The following is a 25,287-nucleotide window of genomic DNA, read 5'->3' as shown; positions in this document are numbered from 1 at the left end:
GGTTGGTCGGCGGCTGACCGACACCATAACGGGCATCGTCAAACAATTGCGACCCTAAGGGTACGGGCTCGTAAATGAAGCCGTACCCTAAGGCTTTTTTGTAAAAATTCCCCAAAGCAAAAGAACCTAGGCTGTCGAAGCCGGGCCGAAACTCCTCCGGATTCAGACACCGAGGTCGATTTCGGGCAGGAACGCGATCTGTGCCGGTGTTTCCGCCTGACTGCCCCCGGCCGATCCGAGCACGATCCTGGCTGCCGCCTGGCCGATTTCCCGGCGCGGGGTCCGGGAGGTCGCCACCTTGACCGGCAGGCTTTCCACAAATTCGAGCCCGTTGAAACCGGCGAGCATCAGCGCGTCCGGCACGGACAGCCCGGCCGAGATGCAGTGAAACGCCCCGCCAGCGGCCAAGTCGTCGTTGGAAAAGTAGATACAGTCCAGGCCGGGCTGCGCTTCTAGCAATTGCGCCGTGAGTTGCCGCCCCGCCTTCACATTCGAAAGACCAGCGGCGATCCGGGTGATTTCAAAGGCCAGGCCGGCACGCGAAAGCGCTTCGCTGAAGCCTTCAAAGCGTTTGCGGGCGCGAAAATCCACGTTGAGACCGCAACCGGCATACCCAAATCGCTTTCGGCCCAGGCCAAGAAGCGCTTCGGCCATTGCCACCCCGGCGGCGTGCTGGGAGAAGCCGACGCAGGCATCCACCGGGGTACCGTCCAGGTCCATGATCTGAACCACGGGTATGTTTGCCTTTTCCAGCATGCGCCGTGCGTCGTCCGACTGATCAAGTCCGGTGACAATCAGACCCGCCGGGCTCCAGGACAGCATGTTCCGGATGACCTCGTATTCTTTCTCCGGATCGTAGTCGGTGACCCCGAAGACCGGCTGCATGCCGCTCCCCTCGATGCCCTCGGCGATCCCAGCAAGCACCTCGGCGAAGACGATGTTCGCCATGCTGGGCACGACAACACCGATCAGGCTGGACCGCTGCCCCGAGAGCGACGACGCCAGGTGGTTCCCGACATAGCCCATCTCCCGCGCCGCCTGCCGGACCTTCTCGACATTTTTTCCGGACACGTCGCCTGCACCGCGCAGCGCGCGGGATGCCGTCATCTTGCTGACGCCCGCCGCCGTGGCGACTTCCGCCAGCGTAATGCGGTTCTTTTCGTCCAAGCGCCTGTTCTCCCCGATGGTTCTGCCCCTGACGGATCTATCGCCTCAGCGCTTCCGGCACAATCGGCCGGCCACGAGACCACCGCCAATTGACAACTGGTATCGGTACCGGTATCGATACCAGTCATGAAGCCGATTGTAAATGTTGTCGCTGAATGAGGTTCACGAAATGACGGATCCGTTCCGAACTGCTGTCATTGGCCTTGGGTCCATGGGCTATGGAATTGCGCAGTCGTGCCTACGGGCCGGTCTGGTCACGCATGGATTTGACGTTGTTCCGTCGCAGGTCGAGCGATTTCAGTCCGAGGGTGGCGCTGCAGGTTCGCTCCGCGAGACCGCCGGGGTTCTGGATGCCGCCGTCCTTGTAGTCCTGAACGCCGAACAGACGGAAGAGGTCCTGTTCGGCGACAAGGGTATCGTGCCGGAAATGCGCAAAGGATCCGTCGTGATGGCCTGTGCCACGGTGCCCCCGCAATTCGCCCGGGACATGGAAACCAGGTGCAACGCCGCCGGGATCCACTATCTCGACGCACCGATTTCCGGCGGCTCGGCCAGGGCGGCCAAGGGCCAGCTGTCGGTCATGGCCTCCGGATCGGCCGATGCCTTTACTGCTGCCCGCCCGGTTCTGGACGCCGCCGCGGAAACCGTGTTCGAGCTGGGGGACGCTGCCGGAGCCGGTTCGGCAATGAAGGCCGTCAACCAGCTGCTCGCCGGGGTTCACATCGCAACGATGGCCGAAGCCCTGACATTCGGCATGACCCAGGGCGTGCCACCGGATAAATTCGTCGAGGTCATCAGCCAGTGTGCGGGCACGAGCTGGATGCTGGAAAACCGGGCTCCCCATATCGTGGCAGGCGACTACACGCCGCTCAGCCAGGTGAATATCTGGCCGAAGGATCTGGGCATCGTGCTGGACATCGCGAAGTCGGCCAGTTTCAGCGCACCGATCACGGCAGCCGCGCTCCAGCAGTATCTCGCGGCCGCGGGAATGGGGCTGGGCCGCGAGGACGACGCGGCAGTGGCGAAGGTCTATGCCCGCAATGCAGGGCTCACACTGCCGGGAGAAGCATGATGCTGCTCGGATGTATCGGCGACGACTTTACCGGCTCAAGCGACCTGGCCAACACTTTGGCCAAGGGCGGCATGCGCACCGTTCAGTACACCGGTGTGCCAGATGGACCCGCCGGCGATGACGTCCAGGCCGGGGTCGTCGCGCTGAAGTCCCGCTCCATCGATCCCGGCAAAGCCGTCGAACAGTCCCTGGCCGCGCTGGAATGGCTGACGCGCCAGGGCTGCACGCAGTTCTTCTTCAAGTATTGCTCAACGTTCGACTCCACCGCCGACGGCAACATCGGCCCGGTCGCGGATGCGCTGGCTGACGCGCTTGATGCCGCAAAGGTTATCGTTTGTCCGGCGTTCCCGGGGACCGGCCGGTCCGTCTACCAGGGGCACCTGTTCGTGAAAGACCGGCTGCTCAGCGAATCCGGCATGCAGAACCATCCGCTCACCCCGATGACGGACCCCGATATCCGCCGCTGGCTTGCGCCGCAGACACGGCATTCGGTCGGGCATGTTGCCGCCGCACAGGTCTTTGCGGGGGCCGCAGAGATCAAACAGGCCCTGGACGACCAGCAGCATGCGGGGCATCGGCATATCGTCGTCGATGCGATCCGCGACGAGGACCTGATCGAGATCGGCAGGGCAGCAAGGGATCTGCCGCTGATCACCGGCGGGTCCGGCATCGCGCTCGGGCTTCCGGGCAATTTCGGCTGCACGGCCTCCCGCCCCCCGTGGGCGGGCCAGGCGGGAAAATCGGTCGTTCTGTCCGGATCCTGCTCCGTTGCGACACGTGCGCAGGTTGATTACCACGCCGCCCGGCATCCCGCCCGGGAAATAAACGCCGTGGATGTCATCAATGACCGCCTTGCGCCCCGGGACGTTGCCGACTGGCTCCTTGGCGCGGACGGGCTGCCGCTCGCCTACAGTTCCGCCGATCCGGAAGAGGTCGCACGGGTTCAGGAAGCGCACGGCCGCGCGGCTTCGTCCGAATCGCTGGAAAGTTTTTTTGCAGAAGTCGCAAGGCTGGCCGTTCAGGGCGGGGCATGCCGCATCATCACTGCGGGTGGCGAAACATCCGGCGCCGTCGTCGAGGGCCTTGGCCTGGACAGTCTTGAAATCGGGCCGGAGATCGATCCCGGAGTCCCCGCGCTCAGGGCGGGCGATGATTTGGTGATCGCCCTGAAATCCGGAAATTTCGGGTCCGAAGACTTTTTCGAAAAGGCCGACAGGCTGCTCGCAGGTGACGCATGAGCGAGAACACCCTTCGAGAACAGATGTGCCTCCTGGCAAAATCGCTCTTCGACCGGGGCCTTACGCATGGCAGCACCGGTAACATCTCCGCACGTACGGAGGACGGCGGTCTGCTGGTGTCCCCGACCGGCACGAGCTTCGGACGCCTGGATCCGGACCGTCTCAGCCGCTTCGACGCCGAAGGTGTCCTGATCTCGGGCGACCCGCCGACCAAGGAGATGCCGCTTCACACGGCCTTCTACGAGACGCGCGGCAGCGCCGGCGCGGTCGTCCACCTTCACGCCTGCCACTCTGTGGCCTGGTCGATGATGCCTGACGCGGACGAGGACGATTTCCTGCCGCCGCTGACACCTTATGCGGTCATGCAACTCGGCAAGGTCAAACTCCTGCCCTTCTTCCTGCCGGGCGACCCGGCGATGGGCGAGGCGGTGCGCGGCCTGGCCGGCAAGCGCAGCGCCGTGATGCTGGCAAACCACGGTCCGGTGGTCGCCGGGCAAGACGTGGCAGCCGCCTGCAACGCGATCGAGGAACTTGAGGAAACCGCCCGGCTGGCCATGATGCTGCGCGGTGTCAATGCGCGGGCACTGACCGGTGACCAGGTCCGGCAAGTTGTCACGAAATTCAATGTGGAGTGGGACGGATGATCCGGTTTTCCGCCAATCTCGGCTTCCTTTTCAGCGACAGACCGCTGCCAGACGCGATCCGCGCAGCCAAAACCGCAGGATTTCACGCGGTCGAGTGTCACTGGCCCTATGACACACCGTCATCCGAGGTGCGTCAGGCCCTTGCCGAAACCGGTCTGGAAATGCTTGGGCTGAACACGCGGCGCGGCGACGTGGCGCGCGGGGACAACGGCTTGTCGGCGATCCCGGGGAGAGAGAAAGAAGCCCGCGCCGCAATTGACGAAGCGATCGCTTATGCAGTGGACATCGGTGCAAGCGGCATCCATGTCATGGCGGGGTTCGATCAGAGCATCGCGGGCGGGCACTGTTTCATAGACAATCTGGATTATGCCTGCAGCCGGGGTGCAGGGCACGGCCTGACAATGCTGATCGAACCGCTCAACGAGCATGACGCTCCCGGATATTTTCTGCGCACAACGCAACAGGCGGCCGACATCATCGACGACGTCGGCGCAGACAATCTGAAACTGATGTTCGACTGCTACCACGTCGGCCGGACGGAAGGAGACGTGATCACCCGGCTGAAGAACCTGTTGCCGATCATCGGACACATCCAGTTTGCATCCGTTCCGGACCGGGGCACCCCCGATCACGGGGAAATCGACTATCAAACGGTGTTTGCGGAAATTGAAGCCCTGGGATGGACGAAGCCTCTTGGGGCAGAGTACCGGCCGACGGAAAAGACCGAAGACACGCTCGGATGGCTGACATAGACCGGGTCTGCGCGCGCCGTTTTCGGGTTTTTGCACCGGCTAGTTTCTCGGACCCGTGCTTTCAGAGCAATCCTGACTGGAAGGCCTGAGGGTGGAGCGGCCTGACTGTTTCTGGCGGCCTTGCGTCGATTAGCCTCCGTCTGCCGTAAATCCGGCGGCCTCGATTGCTGCGATTGCGCAGGTTTCGTCATTGTCGGAGGAATCACCGGTTATTCCGACCGCGCCGAGGACCTGGCCCTCCTCTTTAACCAGAACGCCACCGGGAACCGGCACAAGCGATCCTTCGGCAATGCTGTTCATTGCCTGGATGAAATAGGGCTGTGACTGTGCGCGCTCAAACAGGGCACGCGAGCCAAGCCCCATGCCGATCGCGCCCCGCGCCTTGCCCTGCGCAATGTCCGGACGCAGATTGCTGGTGCCGTCTTCGCGGGCCAGCGCGATCAAAAAGCCACCGCTGTCAAGAACCGAGATTGTTATCGGCTTCATGCCATGGTCGCGCCGCCAGTCCAGTGCGGCCGAGACAATTTTCTGCGCTGTATCCAAATCAAGTTTCACTCCATCCCCCGATCTGCATCTTCACCTTGACGGATTGGCGGACACCGCCGCGATGACCGCTCCGCTTTTTATCAGGCCCGCGACCGTTTCCCGGTCATACCCGAGCTGTTCCAGCACCTCGCGGCTATGTTGTCCCAGCACCGGCGCAGCCTTTGCAACCTTGGCAGGTGTTTCGCTGAATTTGACCGGATGCCCGATGGTTTTGACATCGCCCGCAACGGCGTGCCTTGTCTCCACGATCATGTCCCGCGCGACCGCCTGAGGGTCCTCGTGCATCTCCTGAATGCCCAGAACCGGACCGGCTGGAAGCGCTGCCGCTTCCATCTTGGCCAACCAGTTGGCAGTCGTGTCCCGCTGCAGCTTTTCATTCAGGATTTCGACAAGCGCGGGCAGGTTCTGCATCCGCGCCAGGTTCGATGAAAACCGCGGGTCGGCGTCAAGCTCAGGCGTCTCGATGACATCCAGCAAACGGAGCCAGTTGCGCTGGTTCGCGGCACCGACGTTGATCCAGCCGTCGCTGGTCGCGAACGCCTGATAAGGTGCATTGAGCGGATGCGCGGAGCCAAGCGGCTCTGGATTTTCTCCCGTGGCAAAAGCGATTGCCGATTGCCAGTATGTTTGCACGATCGCGGCCTCGAACAGCGACGTGTCAACTTTTTGACCCCGGCCGGTCTTCAGCGCATTTGCGTAAGCCGCGCTCACACCCATGGCCGCCAGAATACCGGCATTGATGTCCGAGATCGGTGCGGCCACCTTGACCGGCGGACGCCCCGGCCCTTCGCCGGTGATCGACATCAGGCCGGCCATGCCCTGGGCAATCAAGTCGAAACCACCGCGCTCCGCGTAGGGGCCGGTCCGTCCGAACCCGGAGATTTCGCAATAGATCAGGCGCGGGTTGATTGCCGCCAGATCGTCATAGCCAAGACCCAGCCGTTCCATCGTGCCCATACGATAGTTTTCTATCACGACATCCGCGTCTGACAGGAGCTTGTGCAAGACGTCTCGCGCCGACGGGTCCTTGAGGTTCAGCGCTATTCCCCGCTTGTTGCGGTTCATCATCATGTAGGCTGCGGATTCGCCTTCAATCTGGGGGGGAACGAACCGGCGGGAATCATCACCTTGCGGCTTTTCCACCTTGATGACATCCGCGCCCATGTCCGCCAGCATCAGGCCGCACACCGGACCTGCCATGATGTGCGCCAGTTCGATGACCTTCATACCGGTCAAGGGGCCCGTGGCGGCCGTCATTTCCCGGTCCACTCCGGTCTGGATTTGCTCAGGAATGCATCGATACCGATGTGGAAATCGTCGCTGGTGTAACACATCGCGATGAGGTCGTCGTCTTCCACTGCAATCGCGGCACGGCGCCGCCGCATGGCCTCTTTTGTGGCGCGCAAGGTCAGGGGCGCCATGGTGCCGACCAATTGCGCCAGTTCCCTGGCGCGCGCCATAAGGGACGCTTCATCCGGCAGAACCTCGCTTACCAGGCCAATCGCCTGGGCTTCTTCCGCCAGGATCAGCCGCGCGGTGAAGATGATTTCGCGGACGCGGCCTGCTCCCATCAGATCCGACAGGCGGGCAAGGTTGTCGCTGGCAAGGCAGTTTCCCAAGGTGCGTGCGATCGGAAACCCGAACTTGAGGCTGGCAGAGGTAATGCGCAGATCGCACGCCGCCGCAATCGCGGCCCCGCCGCCCGTGCACGCGCCATTGATCGCCGCGATCGTCGGCACCGGGCACCGCTCCAGGTCGTCCAGCGCCTGCGCGATGCGGGCTTCGTAGTCCAGCGCGTCCTGCGCCGTCTTGAAATCGCGAAACTGGCTCATGTCGGTGCCGGCCGCGAATGCCTTTCCGCCATTGCCGGAAATGACGACGGCCTGGACCGATCCGTCGGTTGGCAGCGACGTGCAGAGAATTGCGAGCGCGTCGTACATCGCAAATGTCAGCGCGTTGCGCGCTTGCGGGCGGTTGAATGCCACCCACAAGACACCGTCTTCCAGATGCTGCGTAAGCTCTTCGGTCATCGGTAGAAGTACTCGACAAGGAACATCGGCACCGCCGGCACGTACGTGCAGAGCATCAGCACAGCCAACAGGACCGCGACAAAGAAGATATTCACTTTCGACACGGCCCAGATATTCGCGCGCGCCACCGAGCAGGACGTGATCAGAACGGATGCCACCGGCGGTGTCTGCTGGCCGATCGCCAGGTTCAGTGTCACGACAAGACCAAAATGCACCGGGTCGATGCCCGCGGCAGAGATCAGCGGGATCACAATCGGGACAACCAGTATGATCGCGGCCGCCGAATGCAGAAAGAACCCGATGATCAGGAAAAAGAAGTTCAGGATCAGCAAGATCGCCCATTGCTGAGCGGTGACGGACAAGATCGCTTCTGCCAGTTGCTGAGGGATCTGCGCACGGGTCAGAAAGCCGCCCATCAGAACCGATGCGGCGACCAGAAGCATGACCACGGCGGTTTGTATGCCGCCATCGAGCATCGCCCGGCGCAGATGCGCCAGGTTCAGGTTGCGATACCAGGCAGAGACAACAAGTGCCGCAAGCACGGCCAAGCCTGCGGCTTCGGTTGCGGTGACAAAGCCGCCGAATATTCCGCCCAGAATGATCACCGGCAACGCAAAAGCGGGCAGCGCGTCCTTGAACGTCTCGCGTACGCGCGGCAGGTTGAAGGCCTCTTCGACCGGATAGTCATAGCGTTTCGCGAAAGCATAGGCGACGCCCATCAACCCGGCGGCCCCCAGGAGCCCGGGCACAACGCCGGCCACGAACAACTGCTCGACCGAGGTGTTGGCCGAGGCTGCATAAAGGATCATGGGGATCGATGGCGGGATAATAATTGCCAGCGAGGCCGAGGACGACGTGACCGCGGCGGAGAACTCCTTCGAGTAGCCGCGCTTTTTCATTTGCGGGATCAGAATCGAACCCATCGCAGCGACGTCCGCGACAGCCGATCCCGAAATCTCCGCGAAGAAGAGCGACACGCCAATGTTGACCATCGCCAGACCGCCACGGATGAAGCCGATGATGGCGGACACGAAGTTGATCAGCCGATCCGTGATCCCGCCCGCGTTCATGATGGCACCGGCCAGCACGAACATCGGAATCGCGATCAACGAAAACTTGGTGGAGCCGTCATACATGTCCAGGGCAATCGTGACCAAACTGCCTGTGCCCTCGACCGCCAGGAGCCCGATCACGCCACACATGGCGAGCGCGACCGCAATCGGCACATTGATGCAGATCATCACCAGCAGGGCGCAGAAGATCGCAGCCATCAGCATCAGGTACGATCCTTGTTCTTGATCATCTCGGCCTCGACCTCTTCCTCGATCTCCGCGTGTTCCAGCGAAATGCCGGCGGCGGTGACTTTCCAGTAGTTCGGCAGGCTGAGAAGCTGGCACAGGATGAACAGCATCGCGCCAATCGGGATAATCGACTGGGTGAACTGAACGGGAACCCAAGTGAGCGAGATCAGCGTGTCGCCTTCGAGAACTTCAAGAACCTGAAGGCCGGCGCGCGCCATCAGCACGAAGAAGATCAACACGATCGCTTCGGCTGCGAGCAAGGCCGCCAGCCGTGCCTTGACCGGCATCGCCAGAAGCACCGTGTCAAACCCGATGTGACGGCGGTGAAGCGCTGCGAGCGCCGAGCCGTAATAGGTTATCCAGGCGAGCATGATCGCGGCGACTTCGTCATACCACGAAAAACTCTGGCCCGAGAGACGTGCAATCACCGCTGAAATCACGACGATGGTCAGAAGCACCATCAGCGAGATCGTGATCCATTCAAGCACTTTGCCGAGGATCGTGACAATCCGAGGTAGGAGTGAGTTCGAGAGCTGGTTCACGTCGCGCCTTGTCTTCTTGCAGGAGCCAAATGGAGGCTCACGCGGATCTGTATGGCTACAAGAATGAAAGGGCAGCGGATTGCCCGCTGCCCGTTACAAGCGTCAGTTGGTATTTGCCAGGCCCAGAACCTGGTCAATCATGTCCTGCCCGCCTTCGACCTCGTCGGCGAACGCCTTGTAGATCGGCGCGGATGCCTCGACGAACGCATCCTTGTTCGCCTCATTCACCTCGACACCGGCGGCCTTGATGACGTCCAGCAATTCGGTTTCCAGCTGGGCTGCCTTTTCGTAGGTGAAGTCCTGCGTGGACGCGGCACATTCGGTCAGACCGGCCTGCACGTCCTCCGGCAGTTTCGCAAATCCCTTCTGCGACGCGAGGATGTAGGCAGGTGTGTAGACATGCCCGGTGATTGACAGGTACTTCTGGACTTCCTGGAACTTTGCGGATGCGATCTGCGCATAGGGGTTTTCCTGGCCGTCCATCACGCCGGTCTGCAACGCGGTGAACACGTCCGAAAACGCCATTGGCGTCGGGTTTGCACCGTATTCCGTGAACATCTTCACACGCCACACGCCATTGGGCGTGCGAAGTTTGATGCCTTCAAGGTCACCCGGCACATTGATCGGCCGCGTGTTGTTGGTGATGTGGCGGAAGCCGTTCTCGGCCAGACCGACGATGTGATATCCGCCGCCGTTCGCGGCTGCCTGAAACTTGTCCATCATCGCATCCTGAACACGGCGCATGTGATCGCGGTCGCGGATGATGTAGGGCATCTCGAAAATGCCGAACGTGTCATCGACCGAAGACATGACGGACGAGGGAAGCGCGAAATCGACCTGACCCAGCTTCAGCTTCTGCAGAAGCTCCTTGTCCTTGCCCAATTGAGACGAGCCGAAGGTCTGCACCTCGACTTTGCCGCTCATCGACGAGTTCACACATTCCGCGAAATTGTCGACGCTTGCCTCGAACAGTGAACCAGGATTGCCGACATGGCCAAACTTCAGGGTGATGTCGGCGGCAAAGGCACCGCTTGTTCCGCCAATCGCAGCGGCTGTTGCAATAAGAATTGCCTTGATGGTCATGTGTGTTTCCTCCCTTGGAAATGTGACTGTTTTCGTCACTCTGCCGCGATTTGCGTGTTCTCCAGCATCGCCATCGCAGCTCCGACTCCCCCTGTGTTGTGGGGAATTCCGGCCTTTGTCAGACCCATTTCGACGCCTGCCAGTGTTGCGACCAGCATGAGATCGTTGAAGTCACCAAGATGGCCAATGCGGAACACCTTGTCGGCGACCTTCGAGAGGCCATTGCCCAGAGAAATATCGTAGTGCTCCAAAGTCGTTGCTCTGAAAGCATCTGCGCTGTGGTCTTCCGGGACCATGACAGCCGTCAGCACACCGCTTTCCTGCCCCTGCTTGTTGCAAAGGACTTCAAGTCCCCAGGTGCGGACGGCAGTACGTGCAGCTGCGCCGTGACGCGCATGCCGGGCGAAGACATTTTCCAGCCCTTCCTCGTGCAACATCTCAATGGCGACATTCAGCCCGTAAAGAAGGTTCGTGGCGGGCGTATACGGGAAGTATCCCGTCTTGTTCGGACCGACCATATCCGCCCAATCCCAGTATGACCGCTTCAGCATGGCCGAACCGTTCGCCGCCATGGCCTTTGCACTTATCGCGTTGAACGAAAGACCCGGCGGCAGCATCAGCCCCTTTTGCGATCCGGAAACCGTGACATCAACACCCCATTCGTCGTGCTGATAGTCGAGCGACGCGAGACCCGAGATCGTATCGACCATGAACAAGGCCGGATGTCCCGCATTGTCGATCGCCTTGCGGATGGCGGCAATCGGTGAAACGGACCCGGTCGACGTCTCGTTGTGAACAACGCAGACGGCCTTGATCTCGTGATTTCTGTCCTCAGCCAGATAGGCTTCGATCTGGTCCGGGTCGGCTCCGCCGCGCCAGTCGCCTTCAATGAACTCGGGCTTCAAATCCAGTTTTTCGGCGATCTTTTTCCACAATGTCGCAAAATGTCCGGTCTCGAACATCAGCACCCGGTCGCCCGGCGACAGGACATTGACCAGGGCCGCCTCCCAACCGCCCGTGCCCGAGGATGGATAGATCACCACGTTCTGCTCGGTCTTGAAGATGGTCTTGATCCCTTCCAGCGCCTGCGCACCGACCTTGGCGAACGCTGGTCCCCTGTGGTCAATCACCTGACCGGAGATCGCGCGCAATATGCGGTCCGGAACCGAACTGGGGCCGGGAATTTGCAGAAAATGACGACCAGCTTGTCTCATAAATCGAACCTTGTGGGACCTGCGTTTGAACGTGCGCCACAGAATGACATTGAAGTTGTGAATATGCAATTTTTAATTCATAATTCATTTTTTGAGTAGGCAAGCCGAGGATTCCTCCGTTGAACGACATTGCGCGTGAACTTTCAAAAAGGGTGTCGGGCGACCTGATGTTCGATCCGTTCTCGCGCGGGCGCTACGCGACGGACGCATCGATCTATCAGATGATGCCGGTTGGCGTGCTGGCGCCGAGATCCGAAGACGACATTCTGGCGGCGATTGACTGCGCGCGCAATCAAGGCATTCCGATCCTGGCCCGCGGCGGCGGCACGTCCCAGTGCGGGCAGACCGTCAACGAAGCTCTGGTTTTGGACAACACCGAGTATTTCAACGACATTCTCGAACTCGACGTCGACAACAGGCGCTGTGTGGTGCGCCCGGGCATCGTGCTCGATGAACTGAACCGGGTGCTCAAACCGCATGGGCTTTGGTTCCCGGTCGATGTCTCCACCGCGTCGCGCGCGACCATTGGCGGGATGGCGGGGAACAACTCCTGCGGCGGGAAATCCATCCGATACGGCATGATGCGGGACAATGTCCTGTCGATCGACGCGATCCTGGCTGATGGCAGCAAACACAGATTCGGGACGGGTCTTGCCGAGCAGAATGCGGTCTATCAGGCGCTTTCCCATGATCTTGCGGCGATCGGCCAGAGGGAAGCGGCGGAAATCGCTGCCCGGTTCCCCAATGTCATGCGCCGCGTGGGTGGCTACAACATCGACGCCCTGACTTCCGGACCCGAGACCCAGAACCTCGCGCATCTTCTTGTCGGCTCGGAAGGCACGCTTGCCTACACCACCGCGATCGAGCTGAAGCTCTCCCCGCTTCAGGACGGCAAGGCCCTGGGTGTGTGTCACTTCCCGACCTTCCATCAGGCAATGGACGCCGCACAACATCTGGTGACGCTCGATCCCGAGGGCGTTGAGTTGGTCGATCACACGATGATCGCGCTGGCCCGCGACATTCCGCTTTTTGCCAGGACGATCGAGAATTTTGTGACCGGCGCGCCGGAGGCTCTGCTTCTGGTGGAATTCACGCAAGCCAACGGGGCGCAAAAGTTAAAAGACCTCGACCAGATGATGGGTGACCTCGGGTACTCCTGGACAGGGACCGGCAAGGCCTGGGGCGGCGTCACCGCGGTGACGGATGCTGGCCTGCAGGGACAGATCGCTGAACTGCGCAAATCCGGCCTCAACATAATGATGTCCATGAAGACCGCCGGGAAGCCCGTATCGTTCGTGGAAGATTGTGCGGTCGAACTGCCTGACCTTGCCGCTTACACGGCAGGGCTCACGGAGATTTTTGAACGCCACGGCACCACAGGTACATGGTACGCACATGCGTCGGTCGGATGTCTGCACGTGCGCCCGGTGCTGAACCTGAAGCTGGACAAAGACGTCGCCACGATGCGCGCGATTGCCGAAGAGTGCTTTGATCTTGTCGCCCGCTACAAGGGGTCGCATTCAGGTGAGCACGGTGACGGCATCGTCCGCTCGGAATTTCATGAAAAGATGTTTGGCTCCCGGATGGTCGCGACCTTTGAAGAAGTGAAAAACCGCTTCGACCCGACCGACGTGTTCAATCCCGGCAAAATCGTCAATCCGCCAAAGATGGATGACCGCAGGCTGTTTCGCTATGGACCGGACTACCAGACCTCACCCTTGAAAACCGAACTGGATTGGTCCGAGTGGTCGGGGAAAGACGGCGGATTTCAGGGCGCGGTTGAAATGTGCAACAACAATGGAGCCTGCCGCAAACTGAAGGGGGGCGTCATGTGCCCGTCATTTCGGGTGACGCGCAAGGAAAAGGACCTGACCCGCGGCCGCGCCAATACCCTCCGTCTTGCGATTTCCGGACAGCTTGGACCGGACGCACTGGCATCCGACGAGATGGCAGACGCGATGAAGCTTTGCGTGTCCTGCAAGGGCTGCAAGCGCGAGTGCCCGACAGGCGTGGACATGGCGCGGATGAAGATCGAGGTGCTTTCCGCCCGCGCCAAGACACATGGCCTGAGCCTTCATGATCGGCTTGTTGGCTACATGCCGAGATACGCTCCCTGGGCGGCGAAACTGCCCTTTCTCATGAACCTGCGGGACAAGGTGCCCGGTTTGGCCAAAGCCACCGAACGATTGACGGGTTTCACAGCCAGACGCCCCTTGCCCAGATGGGACGCCAAACCGTTCAAGGACGCCGAGGTCAGCGCGACATCTGCACCGGACGTCGTCTTGTTTGCCGACAGCTTCAACCGCTATTTCGAGCCCGAAAACCTGCGCGCGGCAATCCGGGTTCTGAACGCCACGGGCAGTTCGGTTGATGTGGTAAAACCTGCCGGCAATGGCCGTCCGTTGTGTTGCGGCCGCACGTTTCTGTCGGTCGGGCTGGTTGACCAGGCGCGGCAGGAGGCCAACCGGCTTGTCGACGCTCTTTTGCCTTTTGCAGAACGCGGCGTTCCCATCATCGGCCTGGAGCCCAGCTGCCTCCTGACGCTTCGCGACGAGATACCGGTGCTGTTCCCCGGAGAGGACAGCGCAAGGATCGCAAAGCTGGCACTAATGCTCGAGGAGTTCATTGCCGATCAGAAGGACAATCCGCAGTTCACGTCACACCTGCAATCTCCGGCGCCCGAGGTCACTTTGCACGGGCACTGCCACCAGAAGGCAATGGGGATCATGCCGGCAATCGAACGAACGCTGGCACTCTTGCCGGACACCAAGGTTACCAAGATCGAAAGCAGCTGCTGCGGCATGGCAGGCGCATTCGGCTACGGTGCGGACACCTATGATACGTCGATAAAGATGGCCGAACTGGACGTTCTTCCCGCTGCGCGCGCCGCGTCCGGTGATGCCATTATCGTGGCCGATGGCACGTCCTGTCGCCACCAGATCGCAGATAACACCGATCGCAATCCGATGCACGTCGCCCAACTTCTCGACTTGGCACTGAAACGAGTGTAAACGCAGGAAAATGACTGATCTATCCGCGAACATGATAATCGAACGAAGGTCGCTTCACCTTGAATTGGTGGAGCGTCTGCGTCCTTTGATCATTGAAGGCCAAATGGCCCCGGACAAAAAAGTCCCCGAAAAGGCCCTTTGCGAACAATTCAGTGTCTCACGGACCCCCTTGCGCGAAGCGTTGAAGGTCTTGGCCGCAGAAGGGTTGGTGCGCCTGGAACCAAATCGCGGAGCATGGGTCACCGCGATCACGATCGAAGAGGTCGAAGAGGTCTTTCCGGTGCTCGCCGTTCTGGAGGGCCTGTCGGGGGAACTGGCCTGCGAAAAGATCTCGGACGAGGAGATCGCCAGGATCCGCTCGCTTCACGACGCGATGATACAAAGCTATCGTGACAGGGACCTGGCCGCTTATTTCAAGTTCAACCAGGACATCCATCTCGGCATACTTTCGGCAGCAAGAAACGAGACCCTGGCCAACTCCAGCATGGCATTGTCAGCACGCATGCTGCGCGCACGATATGCGGCCAACATGTCTGACGAGCGCTGGCGCGAGGCGGTTGACGAACACAATCAGATTATTCAGGCGCTGGAAGCGCGCGATGGCAAGAAGCTGGCGTCAATCCTGGTTGTTCACATGAAAAACAAGCAGAACTCGGTGATGCGCTGGTTGCAGAATGCACCCGACGATAACGGCGCCTAAGGCACATTGGTCTGAGTGCGCCTTTGACTTGCCGCTGTCGGAGTGACACCGCCCGCATCGCTTCTCACGCGGACGGGCGCCACACAGTCACTTTGTCAGCCTCTTGCGGGTTCATCCGGAAACGGTGCTTCCAGTCCGCAATCAGCAGCAAGCACATTCAGGTCGCGCCGCAGAGCGGGGTTCAGGGCAAGGCCGCCGGATCGGCGTGCATCGGCCGCCGCGGTCTTTCCATCACCCGGCAAACGCACAGGGTCATGCCCCGGAAGGGGTTCGGAGGCCCGCATCTCGTCAAAGACCCGGCTGGCGGTGCTCGCGAAGTCGTCCCCAATTCCGAAGGCAGCGGGGTCAAGTGCCATGACAAACAGCCCGGTATTGGTGGAAGACGTCGTGTCGTTCGTGAAGTCGACGACGTCTGATCCGAAGGCTGCCCCGTTGAGGACACCTGCCATAAGGCCGATAGCAACCGACAAACCAAATCCCTTCGGGCCGCCGATCGGCAGGAGGAAGCCCTCTGATTTTCGGCTCGGATCGGTGAGCGGCTTGCCGTCCCGTCCAACCATCCAGCCTTCCGGCATCTCCTTGCCCTGTTGCAGAAGCGTTTTTATCTTTCCCATCGCTGCAACGGTGGTGGCCATGTCGAATACGAAAGGATCGGCACCGGCCGCAGGCGCGGAGAACGCAATCGGGTTGGTCCCCAGAAGAAGGTCGGTTCCTCCGTATGGAGGAACGTGGTTTGCGCTTCCGACTGCCGCCGCCATGCCAAGCAGACCAGCCTCGGCCTGTGGCCTCACATAGAGCGCCAGGGGCCCGGCATGATTGCCGCGGCGGACGCCAACCCAGCCGATCCCGGCCGCACGTGCCTTTTCGATGGCAAGATCACGCGCCGCGGACATTGCAAGATGACCGAGCCCGTCATCCCCGTCGATCACGCCGGTGGCAATCGTTTCATGTGCCACCGTCACCGACGGGGTCGGATTGCAGCCGCCGCCGTCCAAACGCGCCAGGTACTGCCGCAGGCGGAAAACACCGTGTGTGCCGTAGCCGAAGATATCCGCCTCCACCATGAGCGTGGCGACCTTGACGGCATCATGTTGCGGCACGCCCTTCGACTGCAGCGCCGCCGAAACGAAATCGCGCAGGCGCTGCACCGGTATGGTGGATGGGTCAGTGATCGTGTGCACCTACGGATTCCTTCTGCCAGAAGACGATCCTGCGCTGGGTCCATTGCACGATCAGGTACAGCACCAACCCGACGAGGCTCAGATACAGGATCAGCGAGAACACCCGAGGCGTGTTGAGCTGGGAGGCCGCGACCCTGATCAGCTCGCCAAAGCCTTTGCCGCCGCCCAGGAATTCGCCCGTAATCGCGCCGGCCATGACGCCAACCGCGCCGATCTTGAGCCCCGTGAAGATCTGCGGCAGCCCGGTGGGAAGCTTCATCTTGATCAATGTCTGCATCCGGCTTGCGCCCATGGTCTTGAAGAGCATGCGGGCATTCTCATCGGCCGAATGCAGGCCCGCCGCCGTTCCGACCACGATCGGGAAGGTGGCGATAAACGCTGCCAAGGCCACCTTGGATTCGATGCCGAAACCCAGCCAGGCAACAAAGAGGGGCGCAAAGGCGACTTTCGGCATGGTGTCGATGGCGACCAGATAGGGCATGACAGCCTTTTCCCCGAACGCCGTTTCGCCGACGAGGACGCCGAGCGAGAAGCCGATGGCGATGGCAAGCGCGAACCCGTAGATCACCTCCTTGACCGTGATCCAAAGCGCGCCAAGCATGTAGCCGCCACTCAACAGATTGCTTCCGACAAAAATCATGTCGCTGAATGTCTCCCACGGCGTGGGCAGAATGATCGGCGAAACGAGCCCCAGGCGCGTCACCAGATCCCACGTGCCGATGAAAACCACGAACACGAATGTCATGGCGATCGAACGGGGCACGGAATCGATGAAGGCTACTTCCTGTACCCAGACGGTGTCGTCCGCCGCCCCGGTCTCCAGCCGCTGATTGGTGGGCGCATCAGTCACATGTTTTCTCCCTTGTCCAACATGCTGCGAATGTGATCCACGATCTCGCCAAATCTCGGCGTCGTCATCATGTCGAGCGTGCGCGGCCGGGGCAGATCGACGTGGACGATCTCTGCAATCCGGCCCGGGCGGGGTTTCATCACGACAATCTCATCCGACAGTATCACAGCTTCCTGGATGGAGTGCGTGACCAGAAAGGCCGTGGCGTCCTGCTCACGGCAAATTCTCTGCAATTCCATATTCATCATGTCGCGCGACAACTCGTCGAGTGCACTGAACGGCTCGTCCAGAAGCAGAACCGCCGGTTCGGTAATCAGCATCCGGCAGATCGACGCGCGTTGCGCCATGCCGCCCGACAGTTCATTGGGATAAACGTTCTCGAACCCTTTCAAGCCGACAATGTCGAGAAGGTCATGCGCCTTTGCTCTCGCCTGCTTGGCGGCCGCCTTGCCGTCACGGATCTCGATCGGCAGCACGATGTTCTCGACCGCGGTCTTCCAGGGGAAGAGCGTGGCCTGCTGGAACATCATTCCGATGTCCCGACGCGGGCCTGTAACAGGCTTGTCCTGAAGGATCACGCGGCCTTTCGTGGGTGGAATGAGCCCTGCCATGATCTTCAGCAGGGTCGATTTCCCGCAGCCGCTTGATCCGATGACCGACGTGAAGCTCCCGTGACGCAGGGTGAGGTCCACGTTCTCCAGCGCGACCACCGCGTTGCGCGCGTAGGTCTTGCTGACATTGGTCAGTTCGTAAACCGGCGCGTCAGATGAAGCGCCGGAGTTTTCATGTGCCAACGAGGCGTTCATCTGTCGACGGCCGCACTTCCGAGTTCAGCGAACTCATTGGTCCAGATCGCGTTCAGATCGTCGAGAGGCGCGGAGATCTCTCCGCCGGCGACAAGAGCGTCCTGCCACTCGCCCCAGACTTCCTCCGGATACCAGCCGAGATGCGGCGTGTCGCCGGCCGCGATCGTCTTGGAACGAACCGCGTCGAACAGTGCCGACTGAAACTCCTTGTCTTCGCCTTCCTGCGGATTGCCCGCGGCAAGGTGGGCAAGGACGGCTTCGCGATTGGCGTCATCGAGCGCGAAGGCATGGCCCTTGGCAAAGGCACGGCTCCACCCTTCGACAAGGTCCCGGTCGTTTGCAATGGTATCGGCCATGGTGGCGATGCCGTTGCCGAAGAACCGGCCGAACTCGGCGGGCGTTATGTCACGCACCTTCATGCCGCGCTGATTGAGAATGGCCGTATCCGCGGTAGACGCAGAGTAGGCATCAATCTCGCCGTTCAGAAACGCCGCGGTTGCCGGACCGCCGTCACCGACGGTGAGGAACTCAAAGTCAGTACCTTCGACCATTCCGGCACCTGTCAGCACGTTGCGGGCAAAGCCGACTTCCGCGCCGTCCGCCGTTCCGGTCCCGATAACCTTGCCGCGCAGGTCCTCGATTGACTGGTAGTCGGAGCCTTCCTGGACGGCGATGCCAAAGTTGCTCCGTGCGGCCACGTTGTAAATGTGCACCGCATTCACGCCGCGCGAGCGCGCCGCGATGAGCGGACCGGGGCCCGGGCGGCCGAAATGCGCTTGTCCTGCCGACAACGCCTGCAAAACGGCGCCTGAACCGTTGATGGCTTCGACAGTCACGTTCAAGCCCTCGTCCTCGAAGAAACCTTCGCCGATGGCGACAAAGACCGGAAACGAGTTGATGGCAGACGGGCTCGGCTGCACAAAGGTGATATCACGCAGGCCTTGTGCAAAGGCACCCTTTGCAGCCAATCCGGCGACGGGCACCGCCGCCAGCAACGATGTGAATGTTCTACGGTTCATCATACGCTTATTCCTCCCTTCGCATTCTTTCCAATCCCCCTCGTCCAACCGGCGTCTTCGGAAGATCGCTTAAACGGCGCGCACCGAGTTCGTGAGCGTGCCGATCCCTGAGATATTGCAAACGACGGTGTCGCCATCCTTTAGAAAACTCGGCGGGTCCATGGCGTATCCCACGCCCGCCGGCGTCCCGGTGGCGATGATGTCGCCGGGCTCCAGCGTCATGCCTTCCGACAACGAGGCGATAAGTGTCTTGATGTCGAAAATCATGTCCGCGGTGTTGCCGTTCTGCCGGATCTCACCATTCACGGTCAGCGAAATCGGTAACGCATGCGGATCATCAATAGCGTCCGCGGTCACGATCCACGGACCCATGGGGCAGGAGCCGTCAAAGGCCTTTCCCTTGAAGTTCTGCCCGCCATGGCGGCGCTGCACGTCCCGGACGGAGATGTCATTCAAAATGGTGTAGCCGAAGACATGTTTCATTGTGTCCGCCTTGGCGATGTTGCGCCCGGGCGTGCCGATGATCACGGCCAGCTCGACTTCGTAGTCGGTTTGCTTCGAAACGCTCGGAAAGGTCAGCACATCGCCACCGGGGCCGACGATGGACGTCGGCGGTTTCGTGAAGAAAACCGGGTACTCGGTTACGCCGACCTGTTGCTTCTGCGCCCGGTCTCCTTCGGTAATGTGTTCGGCATAGTTGCGACCGACACACAGAACGTTCTTGCGGATGTTGGGGATCGGCGCCAGCAGTTCCGCGCCTTCCGGCAGAATTGACGCGTCAAGGACACCGGCTTCCGCGTCGACCACGAGGCTGCGTGCGATATCGAGCGTCTCCGGCGGTCCGGCGATCAGATTGAGCATTGAATTCGCCTTCAATGCCTCCGCAGCAGGGTGCGTCAGGTGGTGCGCAGCCTTGGACAGGTTCAAAAGACGGTCGTCATTCAGGACGGCCGCACAAATATTCTCCCCACCGGCTGACACTGTGGCTAGACGCACGATCTTCTCCTCCCGACGCTGGCTTTTTTTGCGGCAGAGTGTCGCAATGTTCTGCGATCTCTTGCTAACCTTGCTGACAAGAGTTGAATGACTCTCGCTCTAATTCAATCAACCAATCAGCAAATTGGGCGGCGGTATGAACGAGACAGCCGAACTATCACAAAGACTGCGCGACTTGATCGACAGTGCCGGATATCGGTTGAACGACCGCATCCTGCCCGAGCGCGAACTGTGCAAACGTCTGGACACAACACGGAACCAACTGCGCAAGGCCCTCGCCGATCTGGAGGCTCAGGGATTGATCTGGAGGCACGTCGGACGCGGCACGTTTGTCGGCTCAAGGCCGGTCCTGAACCTTCAGGATGTCACCTACCTTCGCGACCAGATAAAGCCGGAACAGGTGGTCACGGTCCGCTACAACATTGAGCCCGAGCTGGCGCGGCTCGCGGCCCTGAATGCGAGCAATTCTGATTGTAAACAAATGAAAATTTGCGCTGAGAAGTGCCGCGAAGCAAAAGACTGGCGCGCTTACGAAGCCTGGGACAACAAGTTGCACCACGTCATCGCGCGCGGCACACGCAATCAGCTCTACCTGTATTTTTTCGAAACGCTGAATTCGGTGCGCCGCTCGATTGTCTGGGGCCAACCGCGCGATACCCGCAAGCCCGTGCCCGGCTATACCAGCTTCATCGAACACGACGCGATCGTGCGCGCAATCACGGCCAGAAATGGAGAACTGGCCAAGCAAATGATGCAGCAACACCTGCGCTCGGTGTATTCACGGATGATGCCGGAAGTCGTTTTGGGCGAGATTGAAGCCCAACCAATCTAAGAAATGGTTGCCCCAAACTCGTTGCCAACACGTTTATTTTTTGCGCATTCGGTCCAAGTCACAAAGTGAGCGGTCCCAAATCGGTATCGCGAGCCTGTAGGCTAACGACAACAGACCGCAAGCGAGGAAAACGATGTCTGAGCATGTTATCGAGACACCCAAGGTTCACACGATTCCCACGAGCGACGGCGGCGCATTTCCGGTTCGCCGTGTTTACTGCATCGGCCGGAACTTTGCAGCGCATGCTGTTGAAATGGGGCACGATCCCAATCGCGAACCGCCTTTCTTTTTTCAGAAGAACCCAAACAATCTCGATGCTTCGGGCGAATTTCCCTACCCCCCTCACACCTCCGACGTGCACCACGAGGTCGAACTCCTGGTCGGCCTGAAGAGCGGCGGCACGAACATCGCCCTGTCTGACGCGCTTGACCATGTCTGGGGCTACGGCGTGTCGCTGGACATGACACGGAGAGACCTGCAGGGCGAAATGAAGAAGATGGGACGCCCATGGGAAATCGGCAAGGCCTTCGAGCGGTCCGGGCCAGTGGGCCCGTTGCATCCGGTGTCCGATGTCGGGCACCCCGATCAGGGGCGGATTTCACTGACGGTGAATGGAGACCTGCGGCAGGAAGGTGATTTGAACCAGATGATCTGGAAAGTGCCGGAAATGATCTCCTATCTCTCGGAATATTTCGAACTCGCGGCGGGAGATGTGATCATGGCCGGGACCCCTTCGGGTGTGAACGCCGTCGAGCCAGGCGATACCATGGAAGCTAGCATCGAATCCGTCGGCACACTGTCCGTCAAGGTCGTCTGATGCCGCGTGCGGGGCATGATTGGGCGGTTTGGCCTTACTTGGAAAAGCTGATCGCCGGACGATGACACGTCAGAGCATCCTGAAAAGCGCCCATCAGATCCGTCCTGGGCCAATTGGGACGTTCAGGCAGACGTATGCGCCGGTACTCTCGGAGCCTCCCATGTTGCGTTCCGGCACGGGGCTGCTGCCTCAGGATAGCTCGGGCCAAGGTTGGCGCAGAGATAGGTTCTTGGAGGGGGGTGGTTGCTCCTCCCTCTTATGAACGCGTCAGCCCGATTTAAGCTGAAGTCTGTCTGGTGCGAACAAAGAAAAAGCCCGCAGGCAATTGCCGTGCGGGCTGTGTGTGGGTGTTTTGGTTGCGGGAGCAGGATTTGATGTTTTCTGCCCTTCTGCGTCGGGCTTTGCCCTCCTTGATGGGGCCCTGAGAGGTTCTTGCCTGTATCCACTGTCCAGATACGACAACAGCCTCACCCCTTACGGGATGAGGCTGTTGTCGAATTTGGTTGCGGGAGCAGGATTTGATTGTTTTCTGCCCCGTTGCGTCGGACGTTGTCCTCCTTCCGGGGACCCCGTCAAGTTAAAATCGGCGACCCCTTCCAACAAAAAAGCCGCCCTGTTGGGCGGCTGTTTTGTTGGTTGCGGGAGCAGGATTTGAACCTGCGACCTTCAGGTTATGAGCCTGACGAGCTACCGGGCTGCTCCATCCCGCGTTGTTTTTTGGTGCACGGGAACCTAGGTTTCCGGCGCGGGCTTGTGCTTGCCCGGTGATTTTTGTTTTGCGCGTCCTCGATCCTGGCGGATCTGCGGGCGTCGCGGGGCTGCTCCTGGTGCCGGCACCTTCGCATTTTTTGACTGGGTGCTGGTTTGGGCGTTGCCCGGAGGGTTTCATCGTTGAGTTTCAAACTGCGTTTAGCAGGCCTGGCGGCGACCTACTCTCCCACACCTTAAGATGCAGTACCATTGGCGCTGGGGAGTTTCACGGCCGAGTTCGGGATGGGATCGGGTGGGGGCTCCCCGCTGAGGCCACCAGGCCGGCGAAGCGCAGTTTTGTCGTGAACTGGTCTATTTCAGATAAGCATTGATTAATGAGAGCGATCAAGCCGAACGAGCTATTAGTAAAGCTAAGCTTCATGTGTTGCCACACTTCCACACGCTTCCTATCGACGTGGTGGTCTTCCACGGCTCTTCAGGGAGAACTGGTTTTGAGGTGGGTTTCCCGCTTAGATGCTTTCAGCGGTTATCCCTTCCGTACATAGCTACCCTGCAATGCGGCTGGCGCCACAACAGGTCCACCAGAGGTACGTCCATCCCGGTCCTCTCGTACTAGGGACAGATCCTCTCAATTCTCCTACACCCACGGCAGATAGGGACCGAACTGTCTCGCGACGTTCTGAACCCAACTCACGTACCACTTTAATTGGCGAACAGCCAAACCCTTGGGACCTGCTCCAGCCCCAGGATGTGATGAGTCGACATCGAGGTGCCAAACAATGCCGTCGATATGGACTCTTGGGCATCATCAGCCTGTTATCCCCGGCGTACCTTTTATCCGTTGAGCGATGGCCCTTCCACGAGGGACCACCGGATCACTATGGCCGACTTTCGTCTCTGCTCGACTTGTCAGTCTCGCAGTCAGGCAGGCTTATGCCATTGCACTCAACGAGCGATTTCCGACCGCTCTGAGCCCACCTTCGCGCGCCTCCGTTACCATTTGGGAGGCGACCGCCCCAGTCAAACTACCCGCCACACACGGTCCCGGATATTGTTGTACCGCGGTTAGATATCCATGACGACAAGGGTGGTATTTCAAGGGTGACTCCACCTCAGCTGGCGCCAAGGCTTCAACGTCTACCACCTATCCTACACATGTCGTGACGAATACCAGTGTGAAGCTGTAGTAAAGGTGCACGGGGTCTTTCCGTCTGACCGCAGGAACCCCGCATCTTCACGGGGAATTCAATTTCACTGAGTCTATGCTGGAGACAGCGGGGAAGTCGTTACGCCATTCGTGCAGGTCGGAACTTACCCGACAAGGAATTTCGCTACCTTAGGACCGTTATAGTTACGGCCGCCGTTTACTGGGGCTTCAATTCGGTGCTTGCACACCTCCTCTTAACCTTCCAGCACCGGGCAGGCGTCAGACCCTATACGTCGCCTTGCGGCTTCGCAGAGCCCTGTGTTTTTGATAAACAGTCGCCACCCCCTGGTCTGTGCCACCCCAATCCGGTTGCCCGAACTGAGGTCTCCCTTCTCGCGAACTTACGGGAGCATTTTGCCGAGTTCCTTCAGCATAGTTCTCTCAAGCGCCTTGGTATGCTCTACCAGTCCACCTGTGTCGGTTTCGGGTACGGTTTATAAGGTGGAGCTATTTCCTGGAACACATTCGCTGCACCCCCAATCCAATAAGGAGATACAACACACTGCATCCGTCACTACCACCAAGCTGCAGAATATTAACTGCATTCCCATCGACTACGCCTTTCGGCCTCGCCTTAGGGGCCGGCTAACCCTGCGCCGATTAGCGTTGCGCAGGAACCCTTGGACTTTCGGCGAGCGGGTCTCTCACCCGCTTTATCGTTACTCATGTCAGCATTCGCACTTCTGATATCTCCAGGACCCCTCACAGGTATCCCTTCGCAGACTTACAGAACGCTCCGCTACCGCGCATCAAAGATGCACCCGCAGTTTCGGTGTATGGCTTGAGCCCCGGTACATTTTCGGCGCGGGACCCCTTATTTAGACCAGTGAGCTGTTACGCTTTCTTTAAATGATGGCTGCTTCTAAGCCAACATCCTGGTTGTTTTGGGAGTCCTACATCCTTTCCCACTTAGCCATAACTTAGGGACCTTAACTGGCGGTCAGGGTTGTTTCCCTCTCCACAATGGACGTTAGCACCCACTGTGTGTCTGCCGGATAGTACTTCTCGGTATTCGGAGTTTGGTTAGGATCAGTAAGGCGGTAAGCCCCCATAGCCCATCCAGTGCTCTACCCCCGAGAGTATTCATCCGACGCTCTACCTAAATAGATTTCGCGGAGAACCAGCTATTTCCGAGTTTGATTGGCCTTTCACCCCTAGCCACAGCTCATCCCCGACTTTTTCAACAGGCGTGGGTTCGGTCCTCCAGTGCGTGTTACCGCACCTTCAACCTGGCCATGGCTAGATCACTCGGTTTCGGGTCTAATCCAACGAACTCATCGCCCTATTCAGACTCGCTTTCGCTGCGCCTACACCTATCGGCTTAAGCTTGCTCGTTAAATTAAGTCGCTGACCCATTATACAAAAGGTACGCTGTCAGGCGGTCATCAAATGCTTCGCATTAAATGACCTTCATTTATCGTTCACGCGCCGTACCGCACATCAAAGATGTGCTGGCGCTGCACGGGCGCGCCGCATAAGCGGCGGCGGCCGGTCGGCCTTGCGAAGCCTGACGGCTTCGACGTCTTCTCCATAAAACACTCTCATGGAAAAAGACTTCGGCGCATGAG

The 25,287-nt window shown here is 59.9% G+C and carries 21 protein-coding genes, 1 tRNA gene and 2 rRNA genes (1 of these 24 running past the window's edge); 8 read left to right on the top strand and 16 right to left on the bottom strand.

All coding sequences use genetic code 11. The features are described from left to right. Positions 1-162 precede the first annotated feature (162 nt). Entirely contained in the window at positions 163-1,167 is a 1,005-nt protein-coding gene (locus tag ACO07N_RS08870) for a LacI family DNA-binding transcriptional regulator (RefSeq protein WP_421980665.1), read from the bottom strand. 169 nt (positions 1,168-1,336) lie between these two features. Between ACO07N_RS08870 and ltnD the strand changes: the two genes are divergently transcribed. The 4 genes from ltnD to ACO07N_RS08850 are packed head-to-tail and all read left to right on the top strand — an operon-like array spanning position 1,337 to position 4,873. Further along, the gene (gene ltnD, locus ACO07N_RS08865; RefSeq protein ID WP_421980664.1) at positions 1,337-2,239 is read left to right on the top strand and encodes an L-threonate dehydrogenase; all 903 of its coding nucleotides are present in this window, start codon (positions 1,337-1,339) and stop codon (positions 2,237-2,239) included. Further along, positions 2,239-3,477 carry a 3-oxo-tetronate kinase gene (otnK, locus tag ACO07N_RS08860; protein WP_421980663.1) on the top strand — a complete coding sequence of 413 codons (1,239 nt, stop codon included), beginning with the start codon at positions 2,239-2,241 and terminating at the stop codon, positions 3,475-3,477. The genes ltnD and otnK overlap by 1 nt, the downstream gene beginning before the upstream one ends. Next, on the top strand, positions 3,474-4,121 hold the full coding sequence (locus ACO07N_RS08855) for an aldolase (RefSeq protein WP_421980662.1): 648 nt from the start codon (positions 3,474-3,476) through the stop codon (positions 4,119-4,121). The genes otnK and ACO07N_RS08855 overlap by 4 nt, the downstream gene beginning before the upstream one ends. Next, entirely contained in the window at positions 4,118-4,873 is a 756-nt protein-coding gene (locus ACO07N_RS08850) for a hydroxypyruvate isomerase family protein (RefSeq protein ID WP_421980661.1), read from the top strand. The genes ACO07N_RS08855 and ACO07N_RS08850 overlap by 4 nt, the downstream gene beginning before the upstream one ends. Positions 4,874-5,002: 129 nt before the next feature. Here the strand turns inward: ACO07N_RS08850 and ACO07N_RS08845 are convergent, their stop codons facing one another. The 7 genes from ACO07N_RS08845 to ACO07N_RS08815 form a co-directional block, all read right to left on the bottom strand. Then, a complete protein-coding gene (locus ACO07N_RS08845; protein WP_421980660.1) occupies positions 5,003-5,428 on the bottom strand; it encodes a GlcG/HbpS family heme-binding protein in 426 nt (141 codons plus the stop codon). Positions 5,429-5,449: 21 nt separating this feature from the next. After that, positions 5,450-6,676, bottom strand: coding sequence for a CaiB/BaiF CoA transferase family protein (locus ACO07N_RS08840; protein ID WP_421980659.1), 1,227 nt, complete (start codon positions 6,674-6,676; stop codon positions 5,450-5,452). Further along, positions 6,673-7,449, bottom strand: a complete 777-nt coding sequence (locus ACO07N_RS08835) for an enoyl-CoA hydratase (RefSeq protein WP_421980658.1) — start codon at positions 7,447-7,449, stop codon at positions 6,673-6,675. The genes ACO07N_RS08840 and ACO07N_RS08835 overlap by 4 nt, the downstream gene beginning before the upstream one ends. After that, complete coding sequence (locus ACO07N_RS08830) at positions 7,446-8,726, bottom strand: TRAP transporter large permease (RefSeq protein WP_421980657.1); 1,281 nt, start codon at positions 8,724-8,726, stop codon at positions 7,446-7,448. Before ACO07N_RS08830 ends, ACO07N_RS08835 begins: the two co-directional genes overlap by 4 nt. Beyond that, positions 8,726-9,292, bottom strand: coding sequence for a TRAP transporter small permease (locus ACO07N_RS08825; protein ID WP_421980656.1), 567 nt, complete (start codon positions 9,290-9,292; stop codon positions 8,726-8,728). The genes ACO07N_RS08830 and ACO07N_RS08825 overlap by 1 nt, the downstream gene beginning before the upstream one ends. 102 nt (positions 9,293-9,394) lie before the next feature. Next, complete coding sequence (locus ACO07N_RS08820) at positions 9,395-10,375, bottom strand: TRAP transporter substrate-binding protein (protein ID WP_421980655.1); 981 nt, start codon at positions 10,373-10,375, stop codon at positions 9,395-9,397. A gap of 35 nt (positions 10,376-10,410) precedes the next feature. Continuing rightward, the gene (locus ACO07N_RS08815; protein ID WP_421980654.1) at positions 10,411-11,589 is read right to left on the bottom strand and encodes a pyridoxal-phosphate-dependent aminotransferase family protein; all 1,179 of its coding nucleotides are present in this window, start codon (positions 11,587-11,589) and stop codon (positions 10,411-10,413) included. Between the two features lie 167 nt (positions 11,590-11,756). Between ACO07N_RS08815 and ACO07N_RS08810 the strand changes: the two genes are divergently transcribed. Both ACO07N_RS08810 and ACO07N_RS08805 read left to right on the top strand, forming a co-directional pair. Next, positions 11,757-14,600, top strand: a complete 2,844-nt coding sequence (locus ACO07N_RS08810; RefSeq protein ID WP_421984402.1) for an FAD-binding and (Fe-S)-binding domain-containing protein — start codon at positions 11,757-11,759, stop codon at positions 14,598-14,600. A gap of 67 nt (positions 14,601-14,667) precedes the next feature. Next, positions 14,668-15,300 carry a GntR family transcriptional regulator gene (locus ACO07N_RS08805; protein ID WP_421984401.1) on the top strand — a complete coding sequence of 211 codons (633 nt, stop codon included), beginning with the start codon at positions 14,668-14,670 and terminating at the stop codon, positions 15,298-15,300. A 95-nt stretch (positions 15,301-15,395) separates the two neighbouring features. Here the strand turns inward: ACO07N_RS08805 and ACO07N_RS08800 are convergent, their stop codons facing one another. The 5 genes from ACO07N_RS08800 to ACO07N_RS08780 all read right to left on the bottom strand — a co-directional run bounded on the left by ACO07N_RS08800 (position 15,396) and on the right by ACO07N_RS08780 (position 20,152). Further along, positions 15,396-16,481, bottom strand: a complete 1,086-nt coding sequence (locus tag ACO07N_RS08800; RefSeq protein ID WP_421980653.1) for an Ldh family oxidoreductase — start codon at positions 16,479-16,481, stop codon at positions 15,396-15,398. Beyond that, the gene (locus ACO07N_RS08795; protein ID WP_421980652.1) at positions 16,465-17,331 is read right to left on the bottom strand and encodes an ABC transporter permease; all 867 of its coding nucleotides are present in this window, start codon (positions 17,329-17,331) and stop codon (positions 16,465-16,467) included. Before ACO07N_RS08795 ends, ACO07N_RS08800 begins: the two co-directional genes overlap by 17 nt. Continuing rightward, entirely contained in the window at positions 17,328-18,125 is a 798-nt protein-coding gene (locus tag ACO07N_RS08790) for an ABC transporter ATP-binding protein (RefSeq protein ID WP_421980651.1), read from the bottom strand. Before ACO07N_RS08790 ends, ACO07N_RS08795 begins: the two co-directional genes overlap by 4 nt. A gap of 8 nt (positions 18,126-18,133) precedes the next feature. Next, entirely contained in the window at positions 18,134-19,159 is a 1,026-nt protein-coding gene (locus ACO07N_RS08785; protein WP_421980650.1) for an ABC transporter substrate-binding protein, read from the bottom strand. Between the two features lie 66 nt (positions 19,160-19,225). Then, positions 19,226-20,152, bottom strand: coding sequence for a fumarylacetoacetate hydrolase family protein (locus tag ACO07N_RS08780; RefSeq protein ID WP_421980649.1), 927 nt, complete (start codon positions 20,150-20,152; stop codon positions 19,226-19,228). A gap of 136 nt (positions 20,153-20,288) precedes the next feature. Between ACO07N_RS08780 and ACO07N_RS08775 the strand changes: the two genes are divergently transcribed. After that, the gene (locus tag ACO07N_RS08775) at positions 20,289-20,984 is read left to right on the top strand and encodes a FadR/GntR family transcriptional regulator (RefSeq protein ID WP_421980648.1); all 696 of its coding nucleotides are present in this window, start codon (positions 20,289-20,291) and stop codon (positions 20,982-20,984) included. Between the two features lie 133 nt (positions 20,985-21,117). Then, positions 21,118-21,801 (top strand): fumarylacetoacetate hydrolase family protein, encoded by a 684-nt coding sequence (locus ACO07N_RS08770; RefSeq protein ID WP_421980647.1) that lies wholly within the window; start codon positions 21,118-21,120, stop codon positions 21,799-21,801. 633 nt (positions 21,802-22,434) lie between these two features. Here ACO07N_RS08770 and ACO07N_RS08765 read toward each other — a convergent pair. From ACO07N_RS08765 to ACO07N_RS08755, 3 genes are all read right to left on the bottom strand, one after another. After that, a tRNA-Met gene (locus ACO07N_RS08765) sits at positions 22,435-22,511 on the bottom strand. A 206-nt stretch (positions 22,512-22,717) separates the two neighbouring features. Beyond that, positions 22,718-22,832, bottom strand: a 5S ribosomal RNA gene (gene rrf, locus ACO07N_RS08760). 60 nt (positions 22,833-22,892) lie between these two features. Next, positions 22,893-25,287, bottom strand: a 23S ribosomal RNA gene (locus tag ACO07N_RS08755); it runs 631 nt beyond the window's last position.

The sequence above is a fragment of the Roseibium sp. genome, from assembly GCF_965229775.1.
GTDB lineage: Bacteria > Pseudomonadota > Alphaproteobacteria > Rhizobiales > Stappiaceae > Roseibium.
This window is presented reverse-complemented; position numbering and strand designations above follow the sequence as displayed.